This window comes from Cupriavidus sp. GW823-FHT06D04 (assembly GCF_058795055.1).
Window position 1 is genome coordinate 47,041 of record NZ_JBXAHL010000039.1, and the last position, 18,779, is coordinate 65,819.

Here is an 18,779-nt window from a genome sequence, read left to right on the forward strand (position 1 = left end):
CCGCGTGCAAAGCATGCGATGGCGGGCGCAAGGTGTTGAATTTTGCTACGCCGCGGGCTGAACCGAGTACACCTGGCGCAGGTAGGACAGGTAGCCGGGATCGTCGCACATGGTCTTTTCCGGCGTGTCCGACAGCTTGGCCACCGGCTGCCCGTTGCAGCGCACCATCTTGATCACGATCTGCAGCGGGGTATAGCCGAGGTCGTTGGTCAGGTTGGTGCCGACGCCAAAGGCCAGCCGGCAGCGGCCATGGAAGCGCTCGTACAGTTCGATCACGCGCGGGATGTCGAGACTGTCGCTGAAGATCAGCGTCTTGGTGCGCGGGTCGACGCGGTTGGCGGCATAGTGGGCGACCATGCGCTCGCCCCACAGCATCGGGTCGCCGGAATCATGGCGCACGCCGTCGAAGAGCTTGCAGAAATACAGGTCGAAGTCGCGCAGGAAGGCATCGAAGCCGTAGGTATCCGACAGCGCGATGCCCAGGTCGCCGCGGTACTCGCGCGCCCAGCGCTCCAGCGCGTACACCTGCGAATCGCGCAGCCGTGGGCCCAGGGCCTGGCAGGCCTGCAGGTATTCATGCGCCATCGTGCCCAGCGGCACCATATTGTGCAGGCGGGCAAAGTGGACGTTGCTGGTGCCGGCCAGCTGCCGTCCCAGCAGGCGCCGCATGGTCAGCAGCACTTCTTCCTGCCATTCGCGCGAAAAGCGCCGGCGCGTGCCGTAGTCGGCGATCACGCAATCGGCCAACTCGGGCGTCTTCAGCAAGGCCAGCTTGTGGTCCAGCCGGCGGCGGCCTTCGGCCAGGTCGGGCCTGGGCTGGGTGCGGCGGAAATAGACCTCGTTGACGATGGCCAGGACCGGCACTTCGAACAGGATGGTATGCAGCCACGGGCCGATGATCGAGATCTCGATCTCGCCGTTGCCCTGCGGGGACGGCCGCACCGAGACATATTTCTCGTTCAGGTGGAACAGGCCGAGGAAGTCGACGAAATCGCTCTTGATAAAGCGCAAGCCGCGCAGGTAGGCGAGCTCGTCGTCGGTGAAGCGCAGTTGGCACAGGTGTGCCAGCTCGGTGCGGATCTCATCGATATAGGGCGTCAGGTCGACGCCCGCGTTGCGGCACTTGAAGCGGTATTCCACTTGCGCCTGCGGGAACTGATGCAGCACCACCTGCATCATCGTGAATTTGTACAGGTCGGTGTCGAGCAGGGACGGGATGATCATAGCGGGCCAGACGGCGATGCCGGGTCAGTACATCATGCTAACCGAAGTCTGGCCGCGCCCGGCCACTCTTGCCGCTCAACCACCATCGAGAAAGGGCTGTGGCTGCCGCGGCGCCTCCCTGCCCTTTACCTTGCCCTGCAGGCACCACAGCTGGCGTCCGTCTGTGCCGGGGCACGACACCAGCGTGGCGGCGGCGCGCGGCACCCGCTGCGGCAGCGGCTCGGCAAAGGCGCCGTCGCCGGCCATGATGCGCTCGGTGTAGACCTGCGCCCCGGCGCGCTCGAAGCGCAGCACCTGCACCCGGTCGCCCGGCTGCGGCTGCAGCTGCGGCCCGCACGGCATCAGGCCGGCCCGGCCGCAATGGGCGATGGCGTCGCCCGCGGGCGAATCGGTCACGCTGAAGTGGTCCCAGTCGAACCCGGTCAGCGCCGGCAGCGCGACCGGCGCGTCAGTGCGCGCGCGCCACGCCACCAGGCGCGATACCACGCTGTCGGCCATGCCCGGCGACTGGACCAGGGTCTGGGCGGCAACGGACCCGATCGGCGCCAGAAATGCCGTCAGCAGCACAGCAATGGGCGCGAAGGTCCGGCACATCGCGGCACTGCGCCGCAGGCTGGCATGGCTGGCAAGGCAAAGCTGGCGTGGCATACGGGTCTCCCGGCACGGATGCAAGTGACTGCTGGCGGCCTTCATCATGCCCGCTGGCGGGCCGACATGCCAGCAGGCCGCCATGCGTTAAATCAAAACCACATAAAGAAATAAGAAAACTATCTGATCCGACTATATAGACCCGCTATTCTTGCCAGAAGCCTCGGCTACAATATCGCTTTCCGAAAGGCCTCGGCCGGCGCTCGTCCAGCCCATGCTGCCATGCGGCACCATGCGGTAGAAGCGGCGCGTCCGCCGGCAAGAAGCGGCCCCACAGTTTCCCATTAAAAGCCGACCTGTTTTCTTGGAACCGAAATGACTCACGTTGTCACCGAATCCTGCATCCGTTGCCGCTACACAGACTGCGTTGACGTGTGTCCGGTCGATTGTTTCCGCGAAGGCCCCAACTTCCTGGCTATCGACCCGGATGAGTGCATCGACTGCGCCGTGTGCGTGGCCGAATGCCCGGTGAACGCCATTTACGCCGAGGAAGACGTGCCGGGCGACCAGCAGCAGTTCATCGACCTGAACGCAGAACTGGCCCGCAACTGGCCCTCCATCACCAAGACCAAGGCCCCGCTGGCCGAGGCCGAGGAATGGAAGGACGCCACTGACAAGCTGCAATACCTGCAGCGCTGACAGAACAAGAAAGCCGTCCCCACGCGCTTTCCGCAATACCGGGCACAAGCGGCCCACGCAAACGTATCAGGACGAATATGGACTTGAGCATTCCAAATCCCGTCGCCGACACGACCAAGCAGGTCGACGGCGGCAGCCCGGCAGGCGGCCAGCCACAGGAAATCGATGCGCTGATCGTCGGTGCCGGCCCGGTGGGCCTATTCCAGGTCTTTGAACTGGGCCTGCTCGAAATCAAGGCACATGTCATCGATTCCCTGAAGGTGGTCGGCGGCCAGTGCGTGGAACTCTATCCGGACAAGCCCATCTACGACATCCCGGCCGTGCCCATCTGCACCGGCCAGGAACTGACCGACAACCTGCTCAAGCAGATCGAGCCGTTCGAGCCCACCTTCCACCTGGGCCAGGAAGTCGCCGTCGTTGAGCGCCGCGAAGACGGCCGCTTCTTCGTCGAGACCTCGCTCGGAACCCGCTTCATCACCAAGACCATCTTCATCGCTGCCGGCGTGGGTTCGTTCCAGCCGCGCACACTGAAGGTCGAGGGCCTCGACAAGTTCGACGGCAAGCAGCTGTTCTACCGCGTCAAGGACCCGAGCCGCTTCCATGGCCGCAACCTGGTGATCGTCGGCGGCGGTGATTCGGCGCTGGACTGGACGCTGGACCTGGTCGGCAAGGCCGAGTCGGTGGTGATGATCCACCGCCGCGACGGCTTCCGCGCCGCGCCCGCCTCGGTCGCCAAGATGAAGGAACTGTGCGAGCAGCTGGAAATGCAGTTCGTGGTCGGCCAGATCGGCGGCTATGAAGAGAAGGACGGCGTGCTCACCGAGATCAAGGTGACCGGCGCCGACGGCGTGACCCGCCGCATGCCGGTGGATGACCTGCTGGTGTTCTTCGGCCTGTCGCCCAAGCTGGGCCCGATCGCCGAGTGGGGCCTGGACCTGGAGCGCAAGCAGATCAAGGTGGACACCGAGAAATTCGAGACCAATATCCCGGGCATCTTCGCAGTGGGCGACATCAACACCTACCCCGGCAAGAAGAAGCTGATCCTGTCGGGCTTCCACGAGGCCGCGCTGGCCGCGTTCGGTGCCGCGCCGTATATCTTCCCCGAGAAGAAAATCCACATGCAGTACACCACCACCTCGCCGAAGCTGCACAAGATCCTCGGCGTGGATTCGCCGGTATTCGACTGAGCCGAGCGAGTGCCGTAGAAAAAAAACCGCCGCAAGGCGGTTTTTTTCTGGCACAAAGCAAAAACCGTAGCTATAATGCGGCCTCGCTGTTCGACACGACGGCACGAAGCCAGCAGAGATGCCCTTCGCACCGTACGGCAGGCAGCAAGCCGGAAGCTTCCAGACACCTTCTGACAAGAACAAAATGTCGAAAAGGTGTTGACGAAGAAAAGAGAAACTGGCTATAATTTCTTTCTCAGCTGTTCCCCGATAGCTCAGTCGGTAGAGCGACGGACTGTTAATCCGCAGGTCCCTGGTTCGAGCCCAGGTCGGGGAGCCAACCGATACGGAAGCCCGGTGCAAACGCACCGGGCTTTTTCGTTTTGGGCTTCGGCGCAAAGCGTCACGGCAGACCGGTTGCCGCAACGCCCTCCTCTGTTCTACCTCATCCCTGCAGCGAAGCGCTGGCAACCTTCAGTGCCGCGACGATGGCCTCCGCATTAACCTCGACCCGATGCAGCGGTCCCGCCACCGACAGGCCATAGGTCACGCCACCCATCGTTACCGGCATGGCGATGGCCCCCAGGTCCGGGAACGACTCACCGAAATTCGGATACCAACCCTGCTTCTGCCAGGCCTGCATCATCGCTTCCAGTTCCTGCGCCGAACCGATGGTGCGCGGCGTGCGCGCGGCGAACGACAGGCCTGAGAGCAGCTCGCCGCGCGCGCTGGCCGTCATTGCGCCCAGGATGGCGCGGCCGATCGAATTGACATGCGCGTCGCGCAGCTCGCCCGGCGCGGCGATATAGCGCACCGGATTGGCGGATTCGCGCGCCTCCAGGTACAGCACGCGCCCGTCGTCCTGCAGCTTGCCAAAGATCACGGTCTCGCCGGTGGTGTCGCGCAGCGATTCCAGCACCGGCTGCACGCGCTCCAGCAGCGGGTCGTTGCGCGCGATGCGCTGGGCGATATCGAGCAGCCGGCGCGTCGGGTAGTAGCCCTGGCGGCGTCCGGTCTCGTACAGGTAGCCCAGCGAGGCCAGCGTGCGGATCAGCCCCAGGCAGCTCGACATCGGCGCGCCCAGCAGCCTGGCCAGCTCGGTCAGCGTCAGCGAGCGCCCTTCGCGCGCATAGATCTCCATGATCTCGATCACGCGCAGCGCCGTCTTGACGCTGGCGTAGCCGGACTTCTCCGCTGCTTCGTTTTCTGCCATCGTAGGCTTCCTCGACTTCAGTATCTGTTGGCCGGGATTGTACGCGGCGGAGTCGACCGGCATGGCGCGTCAGCCGCCCTCCGCGCCGCCTGGCCCGGGCAACGCCTGCGGCCAGCTGCGGATATTGCCGGGCGTGCGCGAGAAGCGCGTCGGGATGCCGACCCCGCGCAGGCGCCCTTCGCTGGGATGGTCGTATTCGAACATCATGCCGGTGGCGCGCAGGTGCGGATCGTCGGCCAGGCTGTCGAAATGCGGCACTTCGCTGTGCGGGATATCGGCGTCGCGCAGCAGGTCCAGCCATTCGACCGTGGTGCGCTGCGCGACGATTTCGGCCAGCGTGGCGTAGAGCGCGTCGATATTGGCGCTGCGCGCCGCCGGGGTGGCATAGCGCCGATCGTGCGCCAGTTCCGCATGGCCTGACACATCGAAAAAACGCAGCCATTGGGCGCTGGTATAGGGCAGCAGCGCAACATGGCCGTCGCGCGTGCGATAGGGCTTGCGGTGCGCCGACATTACGCGCGGATAGCCGGCCGGCCCGAGCGGCGGGATGAAGGTCTGCCCGGCCAATTGCTCGGTGGCGAGGAAGGACACCAGCGTCTCGAACATCGGCACCTCGATGGCCTGGCCCTGGCCGGAGCGCTCGCGCTCGTACAGCGCCATCGGGATCGCGTAAGCGACGGTCAGCCCGGCCACCTTGTCGGCCAGGATAGTATTGACGTACTGCGGACCGTCGTTTGAATTGGCACCCTGGAATTGCGCCATGCCGCTGCGCGCCTGGATGATGTCGTCGAATGCCGGCGCGCCCGCGTAGGGACCCTCCTCCGAATAGCCGTAGGCGCCGCAGTAGATCAGCCGCGGATGGTCCGCGCGCAGCGACGCATAGTCCAGCCCAAGCTTGCGCAGCGACTGCGGCCGCACGTTGGAGACAAAGACATCGGCCGTGGCGATCAGGGCTTTCAGCGCGGCGAGGTCGTCGGGCTGCTTCACGTCCAGCACCACGAACTGCTTGTTGCGGTTCAGGTTCAGGAAGCTGGCGCCCATGGCTGCGTGCCGCGCCGGCTCGGCATGGCGGAACACATCGCCGGCGGGCGGCTCGACCTTGATGACTTCGGCGCCCATGTCGCCGAGGATCTGCGTGGCATACGGCCCCATCGCGACCGAGGTCATGTCAATCACGCGGATGCCGGCCAGCGGCCCGGTGGCCGCGCTCGCCTGCGCTTGCTCTGCTTGCATCGTCGCTCCCGCTCAGTACGACTTGGGCAAACCCAGCACGCGCTCGGCGATAAAGCACATGATCAGCTGCGGGCTGACCGGCGCGATGCGCGGGATATAGGACTCGCGCAGCAGCCGCTCGACGCGGTACTCGCGCGAGTAGCCCATGCCGCCCAGCGTCAGGATCGCAGTCTGGCACGCGTTATGGCCGGCCTCGGCGGCGAGGTACTTCGCCGTGTTGGCCTCGGCGCCGCAGGACTGGCCTGCGTCATAGCGCGCGGCGGCCTTGAGCATCATCAGGTTGGCCGATTCCAGCTGCATCCAGGCCTGCGCCAGCGGATGCTGCACACCCTGGTTCATGCCGATGGGGCGGCCGAACACCACGCGCTCCTTGGCGTACTGCGTGGCGATGGCCAGCGCCGCGCGGCCCAGGCCGATGGCCTCGGCGGCGATCAGGATGCGCTCCGGGTTCAGGCCGTGCAGGATGTATTCGAAGCCCCTGCCCTCTTCGCCAATGCGGTCTTCCTCCGGGATGAACAGGTCGTCGATAAACAGCATGTTGGTATCGACGGCGGCGCGGCCCATCTTGTCGATCTCGCGGATCTCGATCTTGCTGCGGTCGACTTTGGTGTAGAACAGCGACAGCCCTTCGGTCGACTTCTTCACCGACTCCAGCGGCGTGGTGCGCGCCAGCAGCAGCATGCGGTCGGCCACCTGCGCGGTCGAGATCCAGATCTTGCGCCCGCTCACCGAATAGCCACCCGGCACCTTGCGCGCAAACGTCTTGAGCTTGGTGGTGTCCAGCCCCGCGTCGGGCTCGGTCACGCCGAAGCAGGCCTTCTCCTGGCCGGCGATCAGCGGCGGCAGGAAGCGGCTCTTCTGTTCGTCAGTACCGAACACCACCACCGGGTTCAGGCCGAACACGTTCATATGCACCGCCGAGGCGCCGGTCATGCCCGCGCCCGACTGCGAGATGGTCTGCATCACCAGCGCCGCTTCCAGGATGCCCAGGCCCGCGCCGCCGAACGCCTCGGGCATCGCCACGCCCAGCCAGCCGCCTTCGCACAGCGTCTTGTAGAACTCGTGCGGATAGGTGCCGGACTTGTCCAGGCGGTCCCAGTACTCCATGTCGAACTGCGTGCAGACCTGCTGCACGGCCTCGACGATGGATGCCTGTTCTTCGGAGAGGTCGAAATTCATAGCGTTACCTGCCTGATGTCGTTGTCTTGTTCGTTGCCTGATGGTTGCCTGAAGAACGCCTATTCCGGCTGGATGCCTGCGTCCTTCACCAGCCGCGACCACTTCTGCAGCTCGGCCACGACAAACTGGCTGAGCTCGGCCGGCGTGCTGCCGAACGGCTCGAAGCCCAGCGCGTGGAACTGCGGCGCATGCTGCTTGCTGGTGGCAATGGCAACCAGCTCACGGTTGAGCCGCTGCACCACCGGCGCCGGCACCCCGGCCGGCGCGAACACGCCGTTCCATGAGGTCACGTCGAAACCCTTCAGCTCCGGCACGCTCGCCAGCGGCGGCAGGTCGGGCAGCAGCGCGCTGCGCTGCGCGGTGGTCACCGCCAGCGCACGCAGCTTGCCGGCGCGCACGTTGGCGATGCCCGCGGCAAAGTCGACGAACATCGCCTGCACCTGGCCGCCCATGACATCAGTCATCGCCGGCGGCGTGCTCTTGTATGGCACGTGCAGCATGTTCAGCCCGGCCATCTTCGACAGCGTGGCGCCCGAGACGATGCCGGTGCTGTTGCCGCTGGCATAGCTCAGGCCCGGATGCGCCTTGGCATAGTCGATGAACTCACGCAGCGTCTTCACCGGCAGCGCCGGGTTGACCACCAGCATGAACGGCAGGTTGCCCATGCGCGAGACCGGCGTGAAATCCTTGACCGGGTCATAGCGCAGCTGCTTCATCAGCGACGGGTTGGCCGAATGCGTGGTGTTGGTGGTCATGAACAGCGTGTAGCCATCGGCCGGGGCCTTGGCCACGAACTCGGCGGCAATGGTGCCGTTGGCGCCGGGCTTGTTGTCCACCACCACCGGCTGCTGCAGCGCCTCGCCCAGGTACTTGGCGGTCAGGCGGGCCACGGCATCGGTGCCGCTGCCGGCAGCGAACGGCACCACCAGGCGCAGCGGCCTGGACGGGAATTCATCGGCCGACAGCGCCGGGGTGGCAGCCAGCGCCGCGGTGCACCCAAGCACCAGGCTGGCAAAGGCGTTCCTGAAGGACTTCACGGTGGTTGTCTCCTGTCGTTGTTAAATCCCTTGCCGTGACCAGCCGCGTCTTATGCGGGCCGTATCACGCGCTCGGGGGATTCCTCGTATGGCGGGGAATAGATGACCAGAATTTTGGCCGGCTCGTCGCTGACCACGGTGAACACATGCATCTGGTCCGGCGGGAAGAAGCAGCAGTCGCCCGGGCCCAGTTCCTTGCGCTGGCCGCCGACCTCGGCCACGGCGCGGCCTTCCAGCACGTAGCAGACCTGCTCGATGCCGGGATGCGCATGCGGCAGCGCGCCCTTGCCCTTCTCGATGGTGCCGTGGATCACTTCCAGGTGCCGCGAGCCCACGGTCTCGGGCCCGATCAGCCGGCGGTTGAGGGTGCCGACATGGTTGGCGGGGTGGTAACCCTCGACGTCGTCGGTCGAGATGAAATAGACGGGTTGGTCCTGCATGTGGTGCTCCTGCCTTAATTCATATTTATGAATAACAGTTTATCCCGTTGAATTTATTCGTCAAACGATTTCGATGTCGTTGCGGGTTTACCGGGAGTGGACGCGCGCCGGGCGAGCGCCAGCCTCACGCGGCGCGTGATCGGCAAAAATGCGTTTTGGGAGTGACCCGGTGGTCAGCCGGCGAAGCGGTAGCCCACCCCGATCTCGGTCAGCAGGTAGGCAGGCTGGGCCGGGTCGGCTTCCAGCTTGTGCCGCAGGTGCCCCATGTAGACGCGCAGGTACTGGCTGCTGTCGGCATGCGACGGCCCCCACACCTCGCGCAGCAGTTCGCGGTGGGTCATGACCTTGCCGCGATGCGCCAGCAGCACCGCCAGCAGCCGGAACTCGATCGGCGTCAGGTGCACCGGCTCCCCCGCACGCGTGACCTGGCGGTTGGCCAGGTCCACGGCGATCTCGCCGAAGGCCACCTGCGCCCGCCCCTGCGCGCCGGCACGCACATGGCGGCGCAGCAGCACGCGCAGGCGCGCCACCAGCTCGCCCACGCCGAAGGGCTTGGTCAGGTAGTCATCGGCGCCGGCGTCGAGCGCGCGGATCTTCTCAGACTCGCCGGTGCGCGCCGACAACACCAGCACCGGCATTTCGGTCCAGGTGCGCAGGTCGCCGATCATCGATACGCCGTCGCCATCGGGCAGCCCCAGGTCCAGGATCACCAGGTCCGGCTGGCGCGTGCCGGCCTCGATCAGCCCGCGCTGCAGCGACTCGGCCTCGTGCACGGTGCAGCCCTCGTCCTGCAGCGCCGCGCGCACGAAGCGGCGGATATGGGGCTCGTCTTCCACCAGCAGCACCGTGGGCGAGAACTCGAATGGCATGACGCGTCGGATCCTTGAAAGATTGTCGGGTTCAGGCCGGCAAGCCGGCCGCTTCCGGTTCCAGCACCGGAGGGTTGCCGCGCGGCAGCGTGACCACGAAGCGCGCGCCGGTGCCTTGGCCCTGCACCCGCGCATGCACCGGCTCGACGCGGATGCTGCCGCCATGCGCCTGCACGATGGCCTCGCACACGGCCAGCCCCAGGCCCACCCCGGTGGTGGCGGACTCGCGCTCGCCGCGGGTGAATTTCTCGAACACCTGCCGCGCCATCGCCGCCGGCACGCCGGGGCCGTCGTCCTCGACGACCAGCTGCACGGCGTCATCGGAGACCTCGCCGCGCACGCGGATCTCGGTACCCGGCGCGGTGTACTTGGCCGCATTCTCCAGCAGGTTGCACAGCACGCGCTCCATCAGCACGCCATCGCATTCCACCAGCGGCAGCGCCGACAGGTCGGCCACCACCACGCGGTGCCGCGCCAGCGCATCGCGCAGCGACGCCAGCGCCGCGCCGGCCAGCTCTTCGAACGACTGCCATTCCTTGCGCAGCGCCACACTGCGGCTTTGCAGCCGCGCCATGTCGAGCAGGTTGGCCACCATGGCGTGCATGCGGCGCGCCTGGTCGCGCATGGCGCCGACGGTCTCGGCCACCTCCGGCGCCAGCGGCGGCGTGCCGCGCTGCAGGGTCTCGGCCATGCCGATCAGGCTGGTCAGCGGCGTGCGCAGGTCGTGCGACACCGCGGCCAGCAGCGAGCTGCGCAGGCGCTCGGACTCCATCGTCAGCAGCGCCTGCTGCGCCACCTCGACATAGTGCAGCCGCTCGATCGCAATCGCGATCAGCGTGGCAAAGACATCGACCTGGCGCCGCAGCGCGGGCTGCGCAAACGCGCGCCAGGCGCGCGGCTCCACCGCCAGCACGCCGCGCACCTGCATCGGCGCCTTCAGCGGCAGGTACAGCACCGTGCCGGAGGGCAGCGTGTCGGTGCCGGTGCCGGCCGGCTGGCCGTGGTTGAAGACCCATTGCGCGAGCACGTGGTCGACGGCATCGCTCTGTGCCGCGCCGCCGGCCTCGGCGTCCGTGGCCGCGGGCAGCAGCCGGCCGTCCGCGCCGACCAGGAAAAACGCCGCACGCGCATCGAACGCCGCGCGCAGGAAGCGGCTGCCGATGCCGACGATGTGCGCGTCGGTCAGCGCCGCCGACAGCTCGCGCGCCAGCTCGTACAGCGTGCGCGCATCGGTCTCGCGCTGCACCGATACCTGGGCCTGCTCGCGCAGGCCGGCCGTCAGCTGGCCGATCACCAGCCCGACTGCCAGCATCACCAGGAAGGTCACCAGGTATTGCACGTCGCTGACCGCAAACGACAGCTGTGGCGGCACGAAGAAGAAATCAAACGCCCCCACCGCCACCAGCGAGGCGAACGCGCCCGCGGCGCGTCCGTGGCGCAGCGCCACGCCGGCCACCGCCAGCAGGAACAGCATGGCAATATTGACCAGGTCGAACCACGGCCGCGCCAGCGCCGACAGCGCGGTGGCGCCGGCGCACCAGGCCACCGCCCACAGCAGGCCCGGCCACTGCGCAGGCCGGGCTTGTTCCCGCGGCAGCTCGGTGCCGGGCAGCATGCGCGCATCACCGGGGGTGTCCTGCCGGACGCTGTCGGCCGCCACGCGGATCACGTCGATCTCGGGACACGCCGCAGCCAGCGCATCGGCAAAACTGGTGCGCCCGAACAGCCACGCGCGCGCGCCCAGCCACGGCGCCAGCGCGCGCGCCAGCAGCGCCTGCACGCGGCCGGGCAACGAAGTCCCGCCATCGGTCCAGCGCGCCGGCGTCCGGCCGATCAAAACCTTGGTCAGGTTATGCCGCCGCACATAGCCGGCCACCGCCGCCACCATGTCGCTGCCGGCCAGCGTTTCGGTACGCCCGCCCAGCGCCTCGGCCAGCCGCATGGCTTCGTCGAGCTGCTCGCGCTGGGCGTCGGGCACGGGTGCCAGGCGCGGTACTGACACCGTCACCACATGGCAGTCGCAATCGAGCTGCCCGGCCAGCCGGTGCGCGCTGCGCACCACCTGTGCGGCATCGCTGCCGTGGCCGATGCAGGCCAGCACCGCTTCACGCGTGCGCCAGACCGGCTCGATCGAGGCTTCCTGCCGGTAGGCGCGCACGTCGTCGTCGACGCGGTCGGCAGTGCGGCGCAGCGCCAGCTCGCGCAGCGCTATCAGGTTGCCCTTGCGGAAGAAATTCTGCACCGCATGGCGGGCCTGCTCGGGCACGTACACGCGCCCTTCGCGCAGGCGGCGCAGCAGTTCGTCGGCGGGCAGGTCGACCAGCACCACCTCGCCGGCATCGTCGAAGACCGCGTCGGGCACGGTCTCGCGCACGCGGATGCCAGTGATGCTGGCCACCGCCTCGTTCAGGCTGTCCAGGTGCTGGACGTTGACCGTGGTCCAGACGTCGATGCCGGCCGACAGCAGCTCGGCGATGTCCTGCCAGCGCTTGGGGTGGCGGCTGCCGGGCGCGTTGCTGTGCGCCAGCTCATCCACCAGGATCAGTGCAGGCCGGCGTGCCAGGGCGGCGTCGAGATCGAATTCCTGCAGCGTGCGGCCGCGATAGTCGACGCGGTGCAGCGGCACGCGCTCGATGCCTTCAGCCAGCGCCTCGGTCTCGGCGCGGCCATGGGTTTCGACCACGCCCACCACCAAGTCGCCGCCCTGCTCGCGCTGCGCGCGCGCCGCGGCCAGCATGGCGAAGGTCTTGCCGACGCCGGCCGAAGCGCCGAAATAGATGCGCAGGCGCCCGCGCGCGGCGCGTTCGCCGACGGCCTGCATGCGCTGCAGCAGGTGGTCGGGGTCGGGGCGAAGGTCGTCGGGTTGGCGCGGCTCAGGCATGGTGGGCACTCTTGCCTCGCAGCGGCGGGAGCGCAGCCAGATTGTGCCACGCAGGCGGCGGCATAAAGTGCGCCAAAATAGACTAACGGCGAATTCCGACGCTGCGCCCCGCGCGCGCATTGCACTACATTCTTGACAGTGCCGTCGTATACATGCCATAGTTACGGGCGTATAGCATTCATGGAAACCGGTACTGTCAGGCTCCAGTTGTATAGGACCTGGCGCTATCACCCCTGACACTGGTTGCACGGACTGAAACGTCCACATCTTTCAGGTTCGCGGGGGCGCACCTGGGCATTAGCCCGGCGTGCAATACCAGTCGCTCCGGCGACCGCAGTTTCCCCCCGTGTGAACCAGCCGCTCCTTGCGGCAATCCCCTAAAGGACTGAATTGACTAAGATCGTCTTGAAACCCGGTGAGCCCGTTGAAGTTGCGATGCGGCGTTTCCGTCGCGCCATTCTGCAGACTGGCCTGATCGTTGAACTCAAGAGCCGCACCGCTTACGAGAAGCCGACGACCGAGCGCAAGCGCAAGAAGAAGGCCGCCGAAGCACGTCTGCGCAAGCGCCTGCGCATGCAGATGCTGCCGAAGAAGATGTACTGATCCAGTACGCTTCGCCGCCCGGCACCGCCGGGCAAGAAAAACCGCCAGTTCGCTGGCGGTTTTTTTATGCCCGCGCGCCAGGCCGGCCCCGCTGCGCTTTGCGGCCGCGGCTTTTTTGCTGCACTGCGCCACCTGAGCGTTGCGCCGATGACCGGCATAATGGCGGATATTGCGCCCGTGCGGCGCCACACCGGACCCTGCCTTGACTGCCATCCTAGAGTTGCGCAAGGTGCGCAAGCAATACGGCGACACGGTCGTGGTCGACGACCTCGATCTCCAGGTATTTCGCGGCCAGTGCTTCGGCCTGCTGGGCCCCAACGGCGCCGGCAAGACCACCACGCTGCGCCTGCTGCTGGGCCTGACCACGCCCATGGCCGGCACGCTCACGCTGTGCGGCGAACCCATCCCCGAGCGCGCGCCGCAGGCGCGCATGCGCGTGGGCGTGGTGCCGCAGTTCGACAACCTCGACCCGGATTTTTCGGTGATCGAGAACCTGCGCATCTTCGGGCGCTACTTCGGGCTGTCGTCGGCCGAGATCGAGCGGCGCGTGCCGATGCTGCTGGAATTCGCCCGGCTGGAGAACCGCGCCGATGCCCAGGTGCGCGACCTCTCCGGCGGCATGCGCCGGCGCCTGACCGTCGCACGCGCACTGATCAACGACCCTGACCTGCTGGTGATGGACGAGCCCACCACCGGCCTGGACCCGCAGGCGCGCCACCTGATCTGGGAGCGCCTGAAGTCGCTGATGGCCAGCGGCAAGACCATCCTGCTGACCACGCACTTCATGGAAGAGGCCGAACGGCTGTGCAACTACCTGTGCGTGATCGACGGCGGGCGCAAGATTGCCGAAGGCAAGCCGCACGAGTTGATCGACAGCCAGATCGGCTGCGACGTGGTCGAGGTCTATGGCGATGAACTGGACACGCTGCGCGGCAGCCTGACGCCGCTGGCGCAACGTACTGAAATGAGCGGCGAGACGCTGTTCTGCTATGTGCGCGAGCCCGCCCCGCTGCTGGCGGCGCTGCACGGCAGGAGCGGCGTGCGCTACCTGCACCGCCCGGCCAACCTGGAGGACGTGTTCCTCAAGCTGACCGGCCGCGAGATGCGGGACTGAACCGAGGGACTGACATGAGCGAACAGGATCCCCGCGCGGATACCACCACTGCCCCCGCGGCCGCTGGCGGCCACGCTGCCGCGGCACCGCGCCAGCGCTATCCGCAGCCGCTGCTGCCGCGCAACCTGCGCAACTGGATGATGGTCTGGTACCGCAACTACATGGTGTGGAAGAAGCTGGCCATCCCGTCGATGATCGGCAACCTCGCAGACCCCATGATCTACCTGTTCGGCCTCGGCCTCGGGCTGGGGCTGATGGTGGGCCAGGTCAACGGCGTGTCGTATATCGCCTTCCTGGCCGCCGGCACCACCGCGTCCAGCGTGATGATGTCGGCCAGCTTCGAGTCGATGTATTCCGCGTTCTCGCGCATGCACGTGCAGCGCACCTGGGAGGCGATCATGCATGCCCCGCTGACGCTGGGCGACGTGGTGCTGGGCGAGATCGCCTGGGCCGCCAGCAAGGCGGTGCTGTCCGGGCTGGCCATCATGCTGGTGGCGGGCGCGCTCGGCTATGCGCAGATGCCCGGCGCGCTGCTGGCGCTGCCGGTGATCGTGCTGGCCGGCATTGCCTTTGCCGCGCTGGCGATGATCGTCACCGCGCTAGCGCCCAGCTACGACTTCTTCATGTTCTACCAGACCCTGGTGATGACGCCGATGCTGCTGCTGTCCGGCGTGTTCTTCCCGCTGGAACAGTTGCCCGAAGGCGTGCAGGCAGCCACCAAGGTACTGCCGCTAGCGCATGCAGTGGCGCTGATCCGGCCGCTGATGCTGGGCCGTCCGTCGGAGGATGTCGGCCTGCACCTGGCGGTGCTGGGCGCCTATGCAGTGGTGGCGCTGGTGGTATGCCTCGTGCTGCTGCGGCGCCGGCTGCTGCGCTAAGACTGCCGCATGCCGGGCTTCAGGCGCTGCCCGCCAGCTTGAGCCCGGCAATTCCGCACACGATCAGGCCGATGCAGGCCAGCCGCGCCGCGGTGGAAGAGTATGATGCCGAGGATCGCGGTGCCGCGTAAAACCTTCGGTGTACTTCAGCCCGATCGCCCATACCACCTCGAACAGCCCTGCCAGGGCCAGCAGTGTCCATGCCATTTCGATTTCTCGGATTGCGTCGTAACGTGCGCAACGATAGCGGAGATTCCGCCCCCTTGCAGCGCGCCACCCTGGCGCTGGCGGCCGCATGCGCCACGACGTCGCTGGCCGGTTGCATGGTGATGGCGGTGGGCAGTGCCGCGGTGTCGACGGTGGCTACCGTCGGATCAGCCGCTGTCAGCGTGGCGACGACCGCGGTCAGCACCACCTACGACGTCACGGCCGCAGGTGTGAAGGCCGTGGCCGGCAGCGACGAACCCGCGCCGCCCCCGCCGCCACAACCAGCACAGCCGGCGCAGTAAGCCCTCAGTCGCCCAGGCCGCGCAGCAGGTCGGCCTTCAGGTCCCCGACCGACTCCAGCCCCACCGCCAGGCGGATCAGCCCTTCGCCCACGCCCGCGGCCGCCTTGGCCTCGGGGCTCACGCGCGCGTGCGTGGTGGTGTACGGGTGCGTGATGGTGGTGCGGGTGTCGCCCAGGTTTCCGGTGATCGAGCACAGCCGGGTGTTGTCGATCACGCGCCAGGCATTGGCGCGCTGCTGCTCGGGCGTGGCGCCCTTCAGCTCGAACGACACGATCGCGCCGCCGCCGCTTTGCTGGCGCATGGCGATCTCGTGCTGCGGGTGCGACTTCAGCGCGGGGTGGAACACACGCGCCACCGCCGGGTGCGATTCCAGGAACTGCGCCAGCGCCAGCGCGCTGGCCGAATGGCGTTCCATGCGGATCGCCAGCGTCTCCATGCCCTTGAGCAGCACCCAGGCGTTGAAGGCCGACAGCGTCGGGCCGGCGGTGCGAACGAACGGGAACACCTTGCCCATGATGAAGTCGTGCGTGCCCAGCACCGCGCCGCCCAGCACGCGGCCCTGGCCGTCGATATGCTTGGTGGCCGAATGCACCACGATGTCGGCACCGAACTTCATCGGCTGCTGCAGCGCCGGCGAACAGAAGCAGTTGTCGACCACCAGCAGGGCGTTCGCGTTGTGCGCGATGTCGGCCACGGCGGCAATGTCGGCCACTTCGGTCAGCGGGTTCGAGGGCGTTTCCAGGAAGAACAGTTTCGTGTTCGGGCGCACCGCGGCACGCCACGCGTTCAGGTCGCTCGGGTCGACGAAGGTGGTCTCGACGCCGAACTTCGAGAAGATATTGCCGAACAGCGTCATGGTCGAGCCGAAGATCGCGCGCGAGCTGACCAGGTGGTCACCCGCCTGCATCGACGACAGCACCACCGACAGGATCGCGCTCATGCCCGAGGCGGTCGCCATGCAGGCCTGCGCGCCTTCCAGCGCGGCCAGGCGCGACTGGAACATCGACACCGTGGGGTTGGTGAAGCGCGAGTAGGTGAAGCCCTCTTCCGAGTTGGCGAAGCGTTCGGCGGCCTCGGCCGCGCTGTTGAAGCAGAAGCTCGAGGTCAGGTAGATGGCCTCGGAGTGCTCCATGAATTCGCTGCGCAGCGTGCCGGCGCGCACGCCGAGGGTGTCGATGCCGAGCGATTCGGGGTTGAGCGGTTCGTTCATGCTGGTGGGGCGCGGTCGTACCCGCGCGAATGCGATGGTTTCGACGAGCCGGCGCCGGCCAGGTGGACAGGCGCGCGGCCATGAAAAAAGCCCGTGCGATCGGGTGGTCGGATCGACGGGCTTGCTGTTCTGCGAATGGCCTTCGGCTTCAGGCTGTGGCGGCCGGCTTCCGGAAATCGCTGCGCCGCGAGGGCACTGCGCATCGGGAATCGTTGCTGACCGCCATCTCTTTAGCTGTTTCGGGCTGGACCCGCGTCCGCAAGCTGACTATCAAATCGACGCCCGGCCATGTTACGGCCGGGCTCCGCATTCGTCAACGCGCGGACAGCGGCGGCACGGCTTACTCGTTGCCGCCGGAGCGCTGCAGGTGCAGTTGCGAGCGCTCGGTGTCGCCATTGGTGCCGTCGCGGTCGGCCTGGCTGCGCGCCGTTTCCAGGCGGTTCAGGTAGGCCTCGTCGATATCGCCGGTGATGTAGCGGCCATCGAAGCATGAAGCATCGAAGTCCTTCAGCGCCGGGTTGATGTCGCGCACGGCCTGCTTCATCGCTTCCACGTCCTGGTACACCAGCTTGTCCGCGCCGATGATCTTCGCGATCTCTTCGTGGGTGCGGTTATGGGCCACCAGCTCGCTGCGGGTCGGCATGTCGATGCCGTACACGTTGGGGTACTTCACCGGCGGCGCGGCCGAGGCGAAGATCACCTTGTTGGCGCCGGCGTCGCGCGCCATCTGCACGATCTCGAACGAGGTGGTGCCGCGCACGATCGAGTCATCGACGATCAGCACGTTCTTGCCCTTGAACTCCACACCCATGGCGTTGAGCTTCTGGCGCACCGACTTCTTGCGCACCGCCTGGCCGGGCATGATGAAGGTGCGGCCGACGTAGCGGTTCTTGAAGAAGCCTTCGCGGTAGTTCACGCCCAGGCGGTTGGCCACCTGCATCGCGGCCGGACGGCTGGAATCGGGAATCGGCATGACCACGTCGATGTCGCCGGCCGACACTTCCTGGCGAATCTTCTCGGCTAGGTAGTCGCCCATGCGCAGGCGCGCGTCATAGACCGGCACGCCGTCGATGCACGAATCCGGGCGGGCCAGGTAGACGTACTCGAAAATGCACGGCGTCAGCACCGCGTTCTCGGCGCACAGCTTGGTATAGAGCTTGCCGTCCAGGTCGATGAAGATGGCCTCGCCCGGCGCCACGTCGCGCTCGAGCTTGTAGCCGATGCCTTCCAGCGCCACGGACTCGGATGCCACCATCCATTCCTTGCCGGTCGGGGTCTCGACGCTGCCCAGGCACAGCGGGCGGATGCCGAACGGGTCGCGCACGGCCAGCATGCCGTAGCCGGCGATCTGCGCGGCGATGGCGTACGAACCGCGCACGCGGCGGTGCAGGCCACTGACCGCCGTGAAGATGGTGTCCGGGTCCAGCGCCATGCCGTTGCTGGCGCGCTGCAGCTCGTCGGCCAGCACGTTCAGCAGCACTTCGGTGTCCGAATGCGTGTTGATGTGGCGGCGGTCGCGGCGGAACATCTCCTCGCGCAGCTGCTCCCAGTTGGTCAGGTTGCCGTTATGCGCCAGGATCACGCCATAGGGCGCGTTCACGTAGAACGGCTGCGCTTCTTCCTCGCTGGATGCCGAGCCGGCGGTCGGATAGCGCACCTGGCCGATACCGGCGGCGCCAGGCAGGCTGCGCATGTTGCGCGTGCGGAAGACATCGCGCACCAGGCCGTTGGCCTTGTGCATGTGGAAAGTACTGCCGTTGGCGGTGGCGATGCCGGCAGCATCCTGTCCGCGATGTTGCAACAACAGCAGGCTGTCGTAAATCAATTGGTTGACAGGCGTGGCTGAAACCACACCGACGATACCGCACATTGCCAAGCTCCCAGGAAAGGCTTTGAATCAGGGGGCGCAGCCTGGTCCGGAAATCCCCCGGACCAA

Annotated in this window: 18 protein-coding genes and 1 tRNA gene; 7 read left to right on the forward strand and 12 right to left on the reverse strand. The window is 66.9% G+C overall.

Annotated features, from left to right (window positions below; all coding sequences use genetic code 11):
• Positions 1 to 45: 45 nt before the first annotated feature.
• Positions 46 to 1,224 carry a nicotinate phosphoribosyltransferase gene (gene pncB, locus AC1Q7H_RS32535; protein WP_492378285.1) on the reverse strand — a complete coding sequence of 393 codons (1,179 nt, stop codon included), beginning with the start codon at positions 1,222 to 1,224 and terminating at the stop codon, positions 46 to 48.
• A 75-nt stretch (positions 1,225 to 1,299) separates the two neighbouring features.
• On the reverse strand, positions 1,300 to 1,872 hold the full coding sequence (locus AC1Q7H_RS32540) for a hypothetical protein (RefSeq protein WP_013957390.1): 573 nt from the start codon (positions 1,870 to 1,872) through the stop codon (positions 1,300 to 1,302).
• A 315-nt stretch (positions 1,873 to 2,187) separates the two neighbouring features.
• Between AC1Q7H_RS32540 and fdxA the strand changes: the two genes are divergently transcribed.
• The 3 genes from fdxA to AC1Q7H_RS32555 all read left to right on the forward strand — a co-directional run bounded on the left by fdxA (position 2,188) and on the right by AC1Q7H_RS32555 (position 4,017).
• Positions 2,188 to 2,511: a ferredoxin FdxA gene (gene fdxA / locus AC1Q7H_RS32545; protein WP_010814656.1), complete on the forward strand. Its 324-nt coding sequence runs from the start codon at positions 2,188 to 2,190 to the stop codon at positions 2,509 to 2,511.
• A gap of 77 nt (positions 2,512 to 2,588) precedes the next feature.
• Positions 2,589 to 3,698: an NAD(P)/FAD-dependent oxidoreductase gene (locus tag AC1Q7H_RS32550; protein WP_013957391.1), complete on the forward strand. Its 1,110-nt coding sequence runs from the start codon at positions 2,589 to 2,591 to the stop codon at positions 3,696 to 3,698.
• Positions 3,699 to 3,941: 243 nt separating this feature from the next.
• Positions 3,942 to 4,017, forward strand: a tRNA-Asn gene (locus AC1Q7H_RS32555).
• A 105-nt stretch (positions 4,018 to 4,122) separates the two neighbouring features.
• On the opposite strand, the gene AC1Q7H_RS32560 is transcribed toward AC1Q7H_RS32555, so the two are convergent.
• From AC1Q7H_RS32560 to AC1Q7H_RS32590, 7 genes are all read right to left on the reverse strand, one after another.
• Positions 4,123 to 4,890, reverse strand: coding sequence for an IclR family transcriptional regulator (locus AC1Q7H_RS32560; RefSeq protein ID WP_013957392.1), 768 nt, complete (start codon positions 4,888 to 4,890; stop codon positions 4,123 to 4,125).
• A gap of 69 nt (positions 4,891 to 4,959) precedes the next feature.
• Positions 4,960 to 6,123, reverse strand: coding sequence for a CaiB/BaiF CoA transferase family protein (locus AC1Q7H_RS32565; RefSeq protein WP_492378284.1), 1,164 nt, complete (start codon positions 6,121 to 6,123; stop codon positions 4,960 to 4,962).
• A 12-nt stretch (positions 6,124 to 6,135) separates the two neighbouring features.
• Positions 6,136 to 7,302 (reverse strand): acyl-CoA dehydrogenase family protein, encoded by a 1,167-nt coding sequence (locus AC1Q7H_RS32570; RefSeq protein ID WP_211979967.1) that lies wholly within the window; start codon positions 7,300 to 7,302, stop codon positions 6,136 to 6,138.
• 59 nt (positions 7,303 to 7,361) lie between these two features.
• Positions 7,362 to 8,339, reverse strand: coding sequence for a Bug family tripartite tricarboxylate transporter substrate binding protein (locus AC1Q7H_RS32575; RefSeq protein WP_013957395.1), 978 nt, complete (start codon positions 8,337 to 8,339; stop codon positions 7,362 to 7,364).
• Between the two features lie 50 nt (positions 8,340 to 8,389).
• Positions 8,390 to 8,779, reverse strand: a complete 390-nt coding sequence (locus AC1Q7H_RS32580; protein WP_013957396.1) for a cupin domain-containing protein — start codon at positions 8,777 to 8,779, stop codon at positions 8,390 to 8,392.
• Positions 8,780 to 8,952: 173 nt separating this feature from the next.
• Positions 8,953 to 9,648, reverse strand: a complete 696-nt coding sequence (gene kdpE, locus AC1Q7H_RS32585) for a two-component system response regulator KdpE (protein ID WP_211979968.1) — start codon at positions 9,646 to 9,648, stop codon at positions 8,953 to 8,955.
• 31 nt (positions 9,649 to 9,679) lie between these two features.
• The gene (locus AC1Q7H_RS32590) at positions 9,680 to 12,529 is read right to left on the reverse strand and encodes a DUF4118 domain-containing protein (protein WP_492378283.1); all 2,850 of its coding nucleotides are present in this window, start codon (positions 12,527 to 12,529) and stop codon (positions 9,680 to 9,682) included.
• 390 nt (positions 12,530 to 12,919) lie between these two features.
• Between AC1Q7H_RS32590 and rpsU the strand changes: the two genes are divergently transcribed.
• The 3 genes from rpsU to AC1Q7H_RS32605 all read left to right on the forward strand — a co-directional run bounded on the left by rpsU (position 12,920) and on the right by AC1Q7H_RS32605 (position 15,124).
• Positions 12,920 to 13,132, forward strand: a complete 213-nt coding sequence (gene rpsU, locus AC1Q7H_RS32595; RefSeq protein WP_010814647.1) for a 30S ribosomal protein S21 — start codon at positions 12,920 to 12,922, stop codon at positions 13,130 to 13,132.
• Between the two features lie 202 nt (positions 13,133 to 13,334).
• A complete protein-coding gene (gene nodI / locus AC1Q7H_RS32600; RefSeq protein WP_022535960.1) occupies positions 13,335 to 14,246 on the forward strand; it encodes a nodulation factor ABC transporter ATP-binding protein NodI in 912 nt (303 codons plus the stop codon).
• Positions 14,247 to 14,260: 14 nt separating this feature from the next.
• Positions 14,261 to 15,124, forward strand: a complete 864-nt coding sequence (locus AC1Q7H_RS32605) for an ABC transporter permease (RefSeq protein ID WP_013957400.1) — start codon at positions 14,261 to 14,263, stop codon at positions 15,122 to 15,124.
• 63 nt (positions 15,125 to 15,187) lie between these two features.
• Here the strand turns inward: AC1Q7H_RS32605 and AC1Q7H_RS32610 are convergent, their stop codons facing one another.
• Positions 15,188 to 15,421 carry an SMR family transporter gene (locus AC1Q7H_RS32610; protein ID WP_371827374.1) on the reverse strand — a complete coding sequence of 78 codons (234 nt, stop codon included), beginning with the start codon at positions 15,419 to 15,421 and terminating at the stop codon, positions 15,188 to 15,190.
• Between AC1Q7H_RS32610 and AC1Q7H_RS32615 the strand changes: the two genes are divergently transcribed.
• Positions 15,388 to 15,633 (forward strand): hypothetical protein, encoded by a 246-nt coding sequence (locus AC1Q7H_RS32615; RefSeq protein WP_492378282.1) that lies wholly within the window; start codon positions 15,388 to 15,390, stop codon positions 15,631 to 15,633. The two genes, AC1Q7H_RS32610 and AC1Q7H_RS32615, sit on opposite strands and share 34 nt — an antisense overlap.
• 4 nt (positions 15,634 to 15,637) lie before the next feature.
• Here the strand turns inward: AC1Q7H_RS32615 and AC1Q7H_RS32620 are convergent, their stop codons facing one another.
• The gene (locus AC1Q7H_RS32620; protein ID WP_013957402.1) at positions 15,638 to 16,843 is read right to left on the reverse strand and encodes an O-succinylhomoserine sulfhydrylase; all 1,206 of its coding nucleotides are present in this window, start codon (positions 16,841 to 16,843) and stop codon (positions 15,638 to 15,640) included.
• Positions 16,844 to 17,183: 340 nt separating this feature from the next.
• Positions 17,184 to 18,713: an amidophosphoribosyltransferase gene (gene purF / locus AC1Q7H_RS32625; RefSeq protein WP_013957403.1), complete on the reverse strand. Its 1,530-nt coding sequence runs from the start codon at positions 18,711 to 18,713 to the stop codon at positions 17,184 to 17,186.
• Positions 18,714 to 18,779: the final 66 nt, after the last annotated feature.

Excerpts from the sequence above, each read along its gene's own strand:
- pncB (WP_492378285.1), bottom strand. The coding sequence starts at position 1,224 with ATGATCATCCCGTCCCTGCTCGACACCGACCTGTACAAATTCACGATG.
- AC1Q7H_RS32540 (WP_013957390.1), bottom strand. The coding sequence starts at position 1,872 with ATGCCACGCCAGCTTTGCCTTGCCAGCCATGCCAGCCTGCGGCGCAGT.
- fdxA (WP_010814656.1), top strand. The coding sequence starts at position 2,188 with ATGACTCACGTTGTCACCGAATCCTGCATCCGTTGCCGCTACACAGAC.
- AC1Q7H_RS32550 (WP_013957391.1), top strand. The coding sequence starts at position 2,589 with ATGGACTTGAGCATTCCAAATCCCGTCGCCGACACGACCAAGCAGGTC.
- AC1Q7H_RS32560 (WP_013957392.1), bottom strand. The coding sequence starts at position 4,890 with ATGGCAGAAAACGAAGCAGCGGAGAAGTCCGGCTACGCCAGCGTCAAG.
- AC1Q7H_RS32565 (WP_492378284.1), bottom strand. The coding sequence starts at position 6,123 with ATGCAAGCAGAGCAAGCGCAGGCGAGCGCGGCCACCGGGCCGCTGGCC.
- AC1Q7H_RS32570 (WP_211979967.1), bottom strand. The coding sequence starts at position 7,302 with ATGAATTTCGACCTCTCCGAAGAACAGGCATCCATCGTCGAGGCCGTG.
- AC1Q7H_RS32580 (WP_013957396.1), bottom strand. The coding sequence starts at position 8,779 with ATGCAGGACCAACCCGTCTATTTCATCTCGACCGACGACGTCGAGGGT.
- kdpE (WP_211979968.1), bottom strand. The coding sequence starts at position 9,648 with ATGCCATTCGAGTTCTCGCCCACGGTGCTGCTGGTGGAAGACGAGCCC.
- AC1Q7H_RS32590 (WP_492378283.1), bottom strand. The coding sequence starts at position 12,529 with ATGCCTGAGCCGCGCCAACCCGACGACCTTCGCCCCGACCCCGACCAC.
- AC1Q7H_RS32605 (WP_013957400.1), top strand. The coding sequence starts at position 14,261 with ATGAGCGAACAGGATCCCCGCGCGGATACCACCACTGCCCCCGCGGCC.
- AC1Q7H_RS32610 (WP_371827374.1), bottom strand. The coding sequence starts at position 15,421 with ATGCGGCCGCCAGCGCCAGGGTGGCGCGCTGCAAGGGGGCGGAATCTC.
- AC1Q7H_RS32620 (WP_013957402.1), bottom strand. The coding sequence starts at position 16,843 with ATGAACGAACCGCTCAACCCCGAATCGCTCGGCATCGACACCCTCGGC.
- purF (WP_013957403.1), bottom strand. The coding sequence starts at position 18,713 with ATGTGCGGTATCGTCGGTGTGGTTTCAGCCACGCCTGTCAACCAATTG.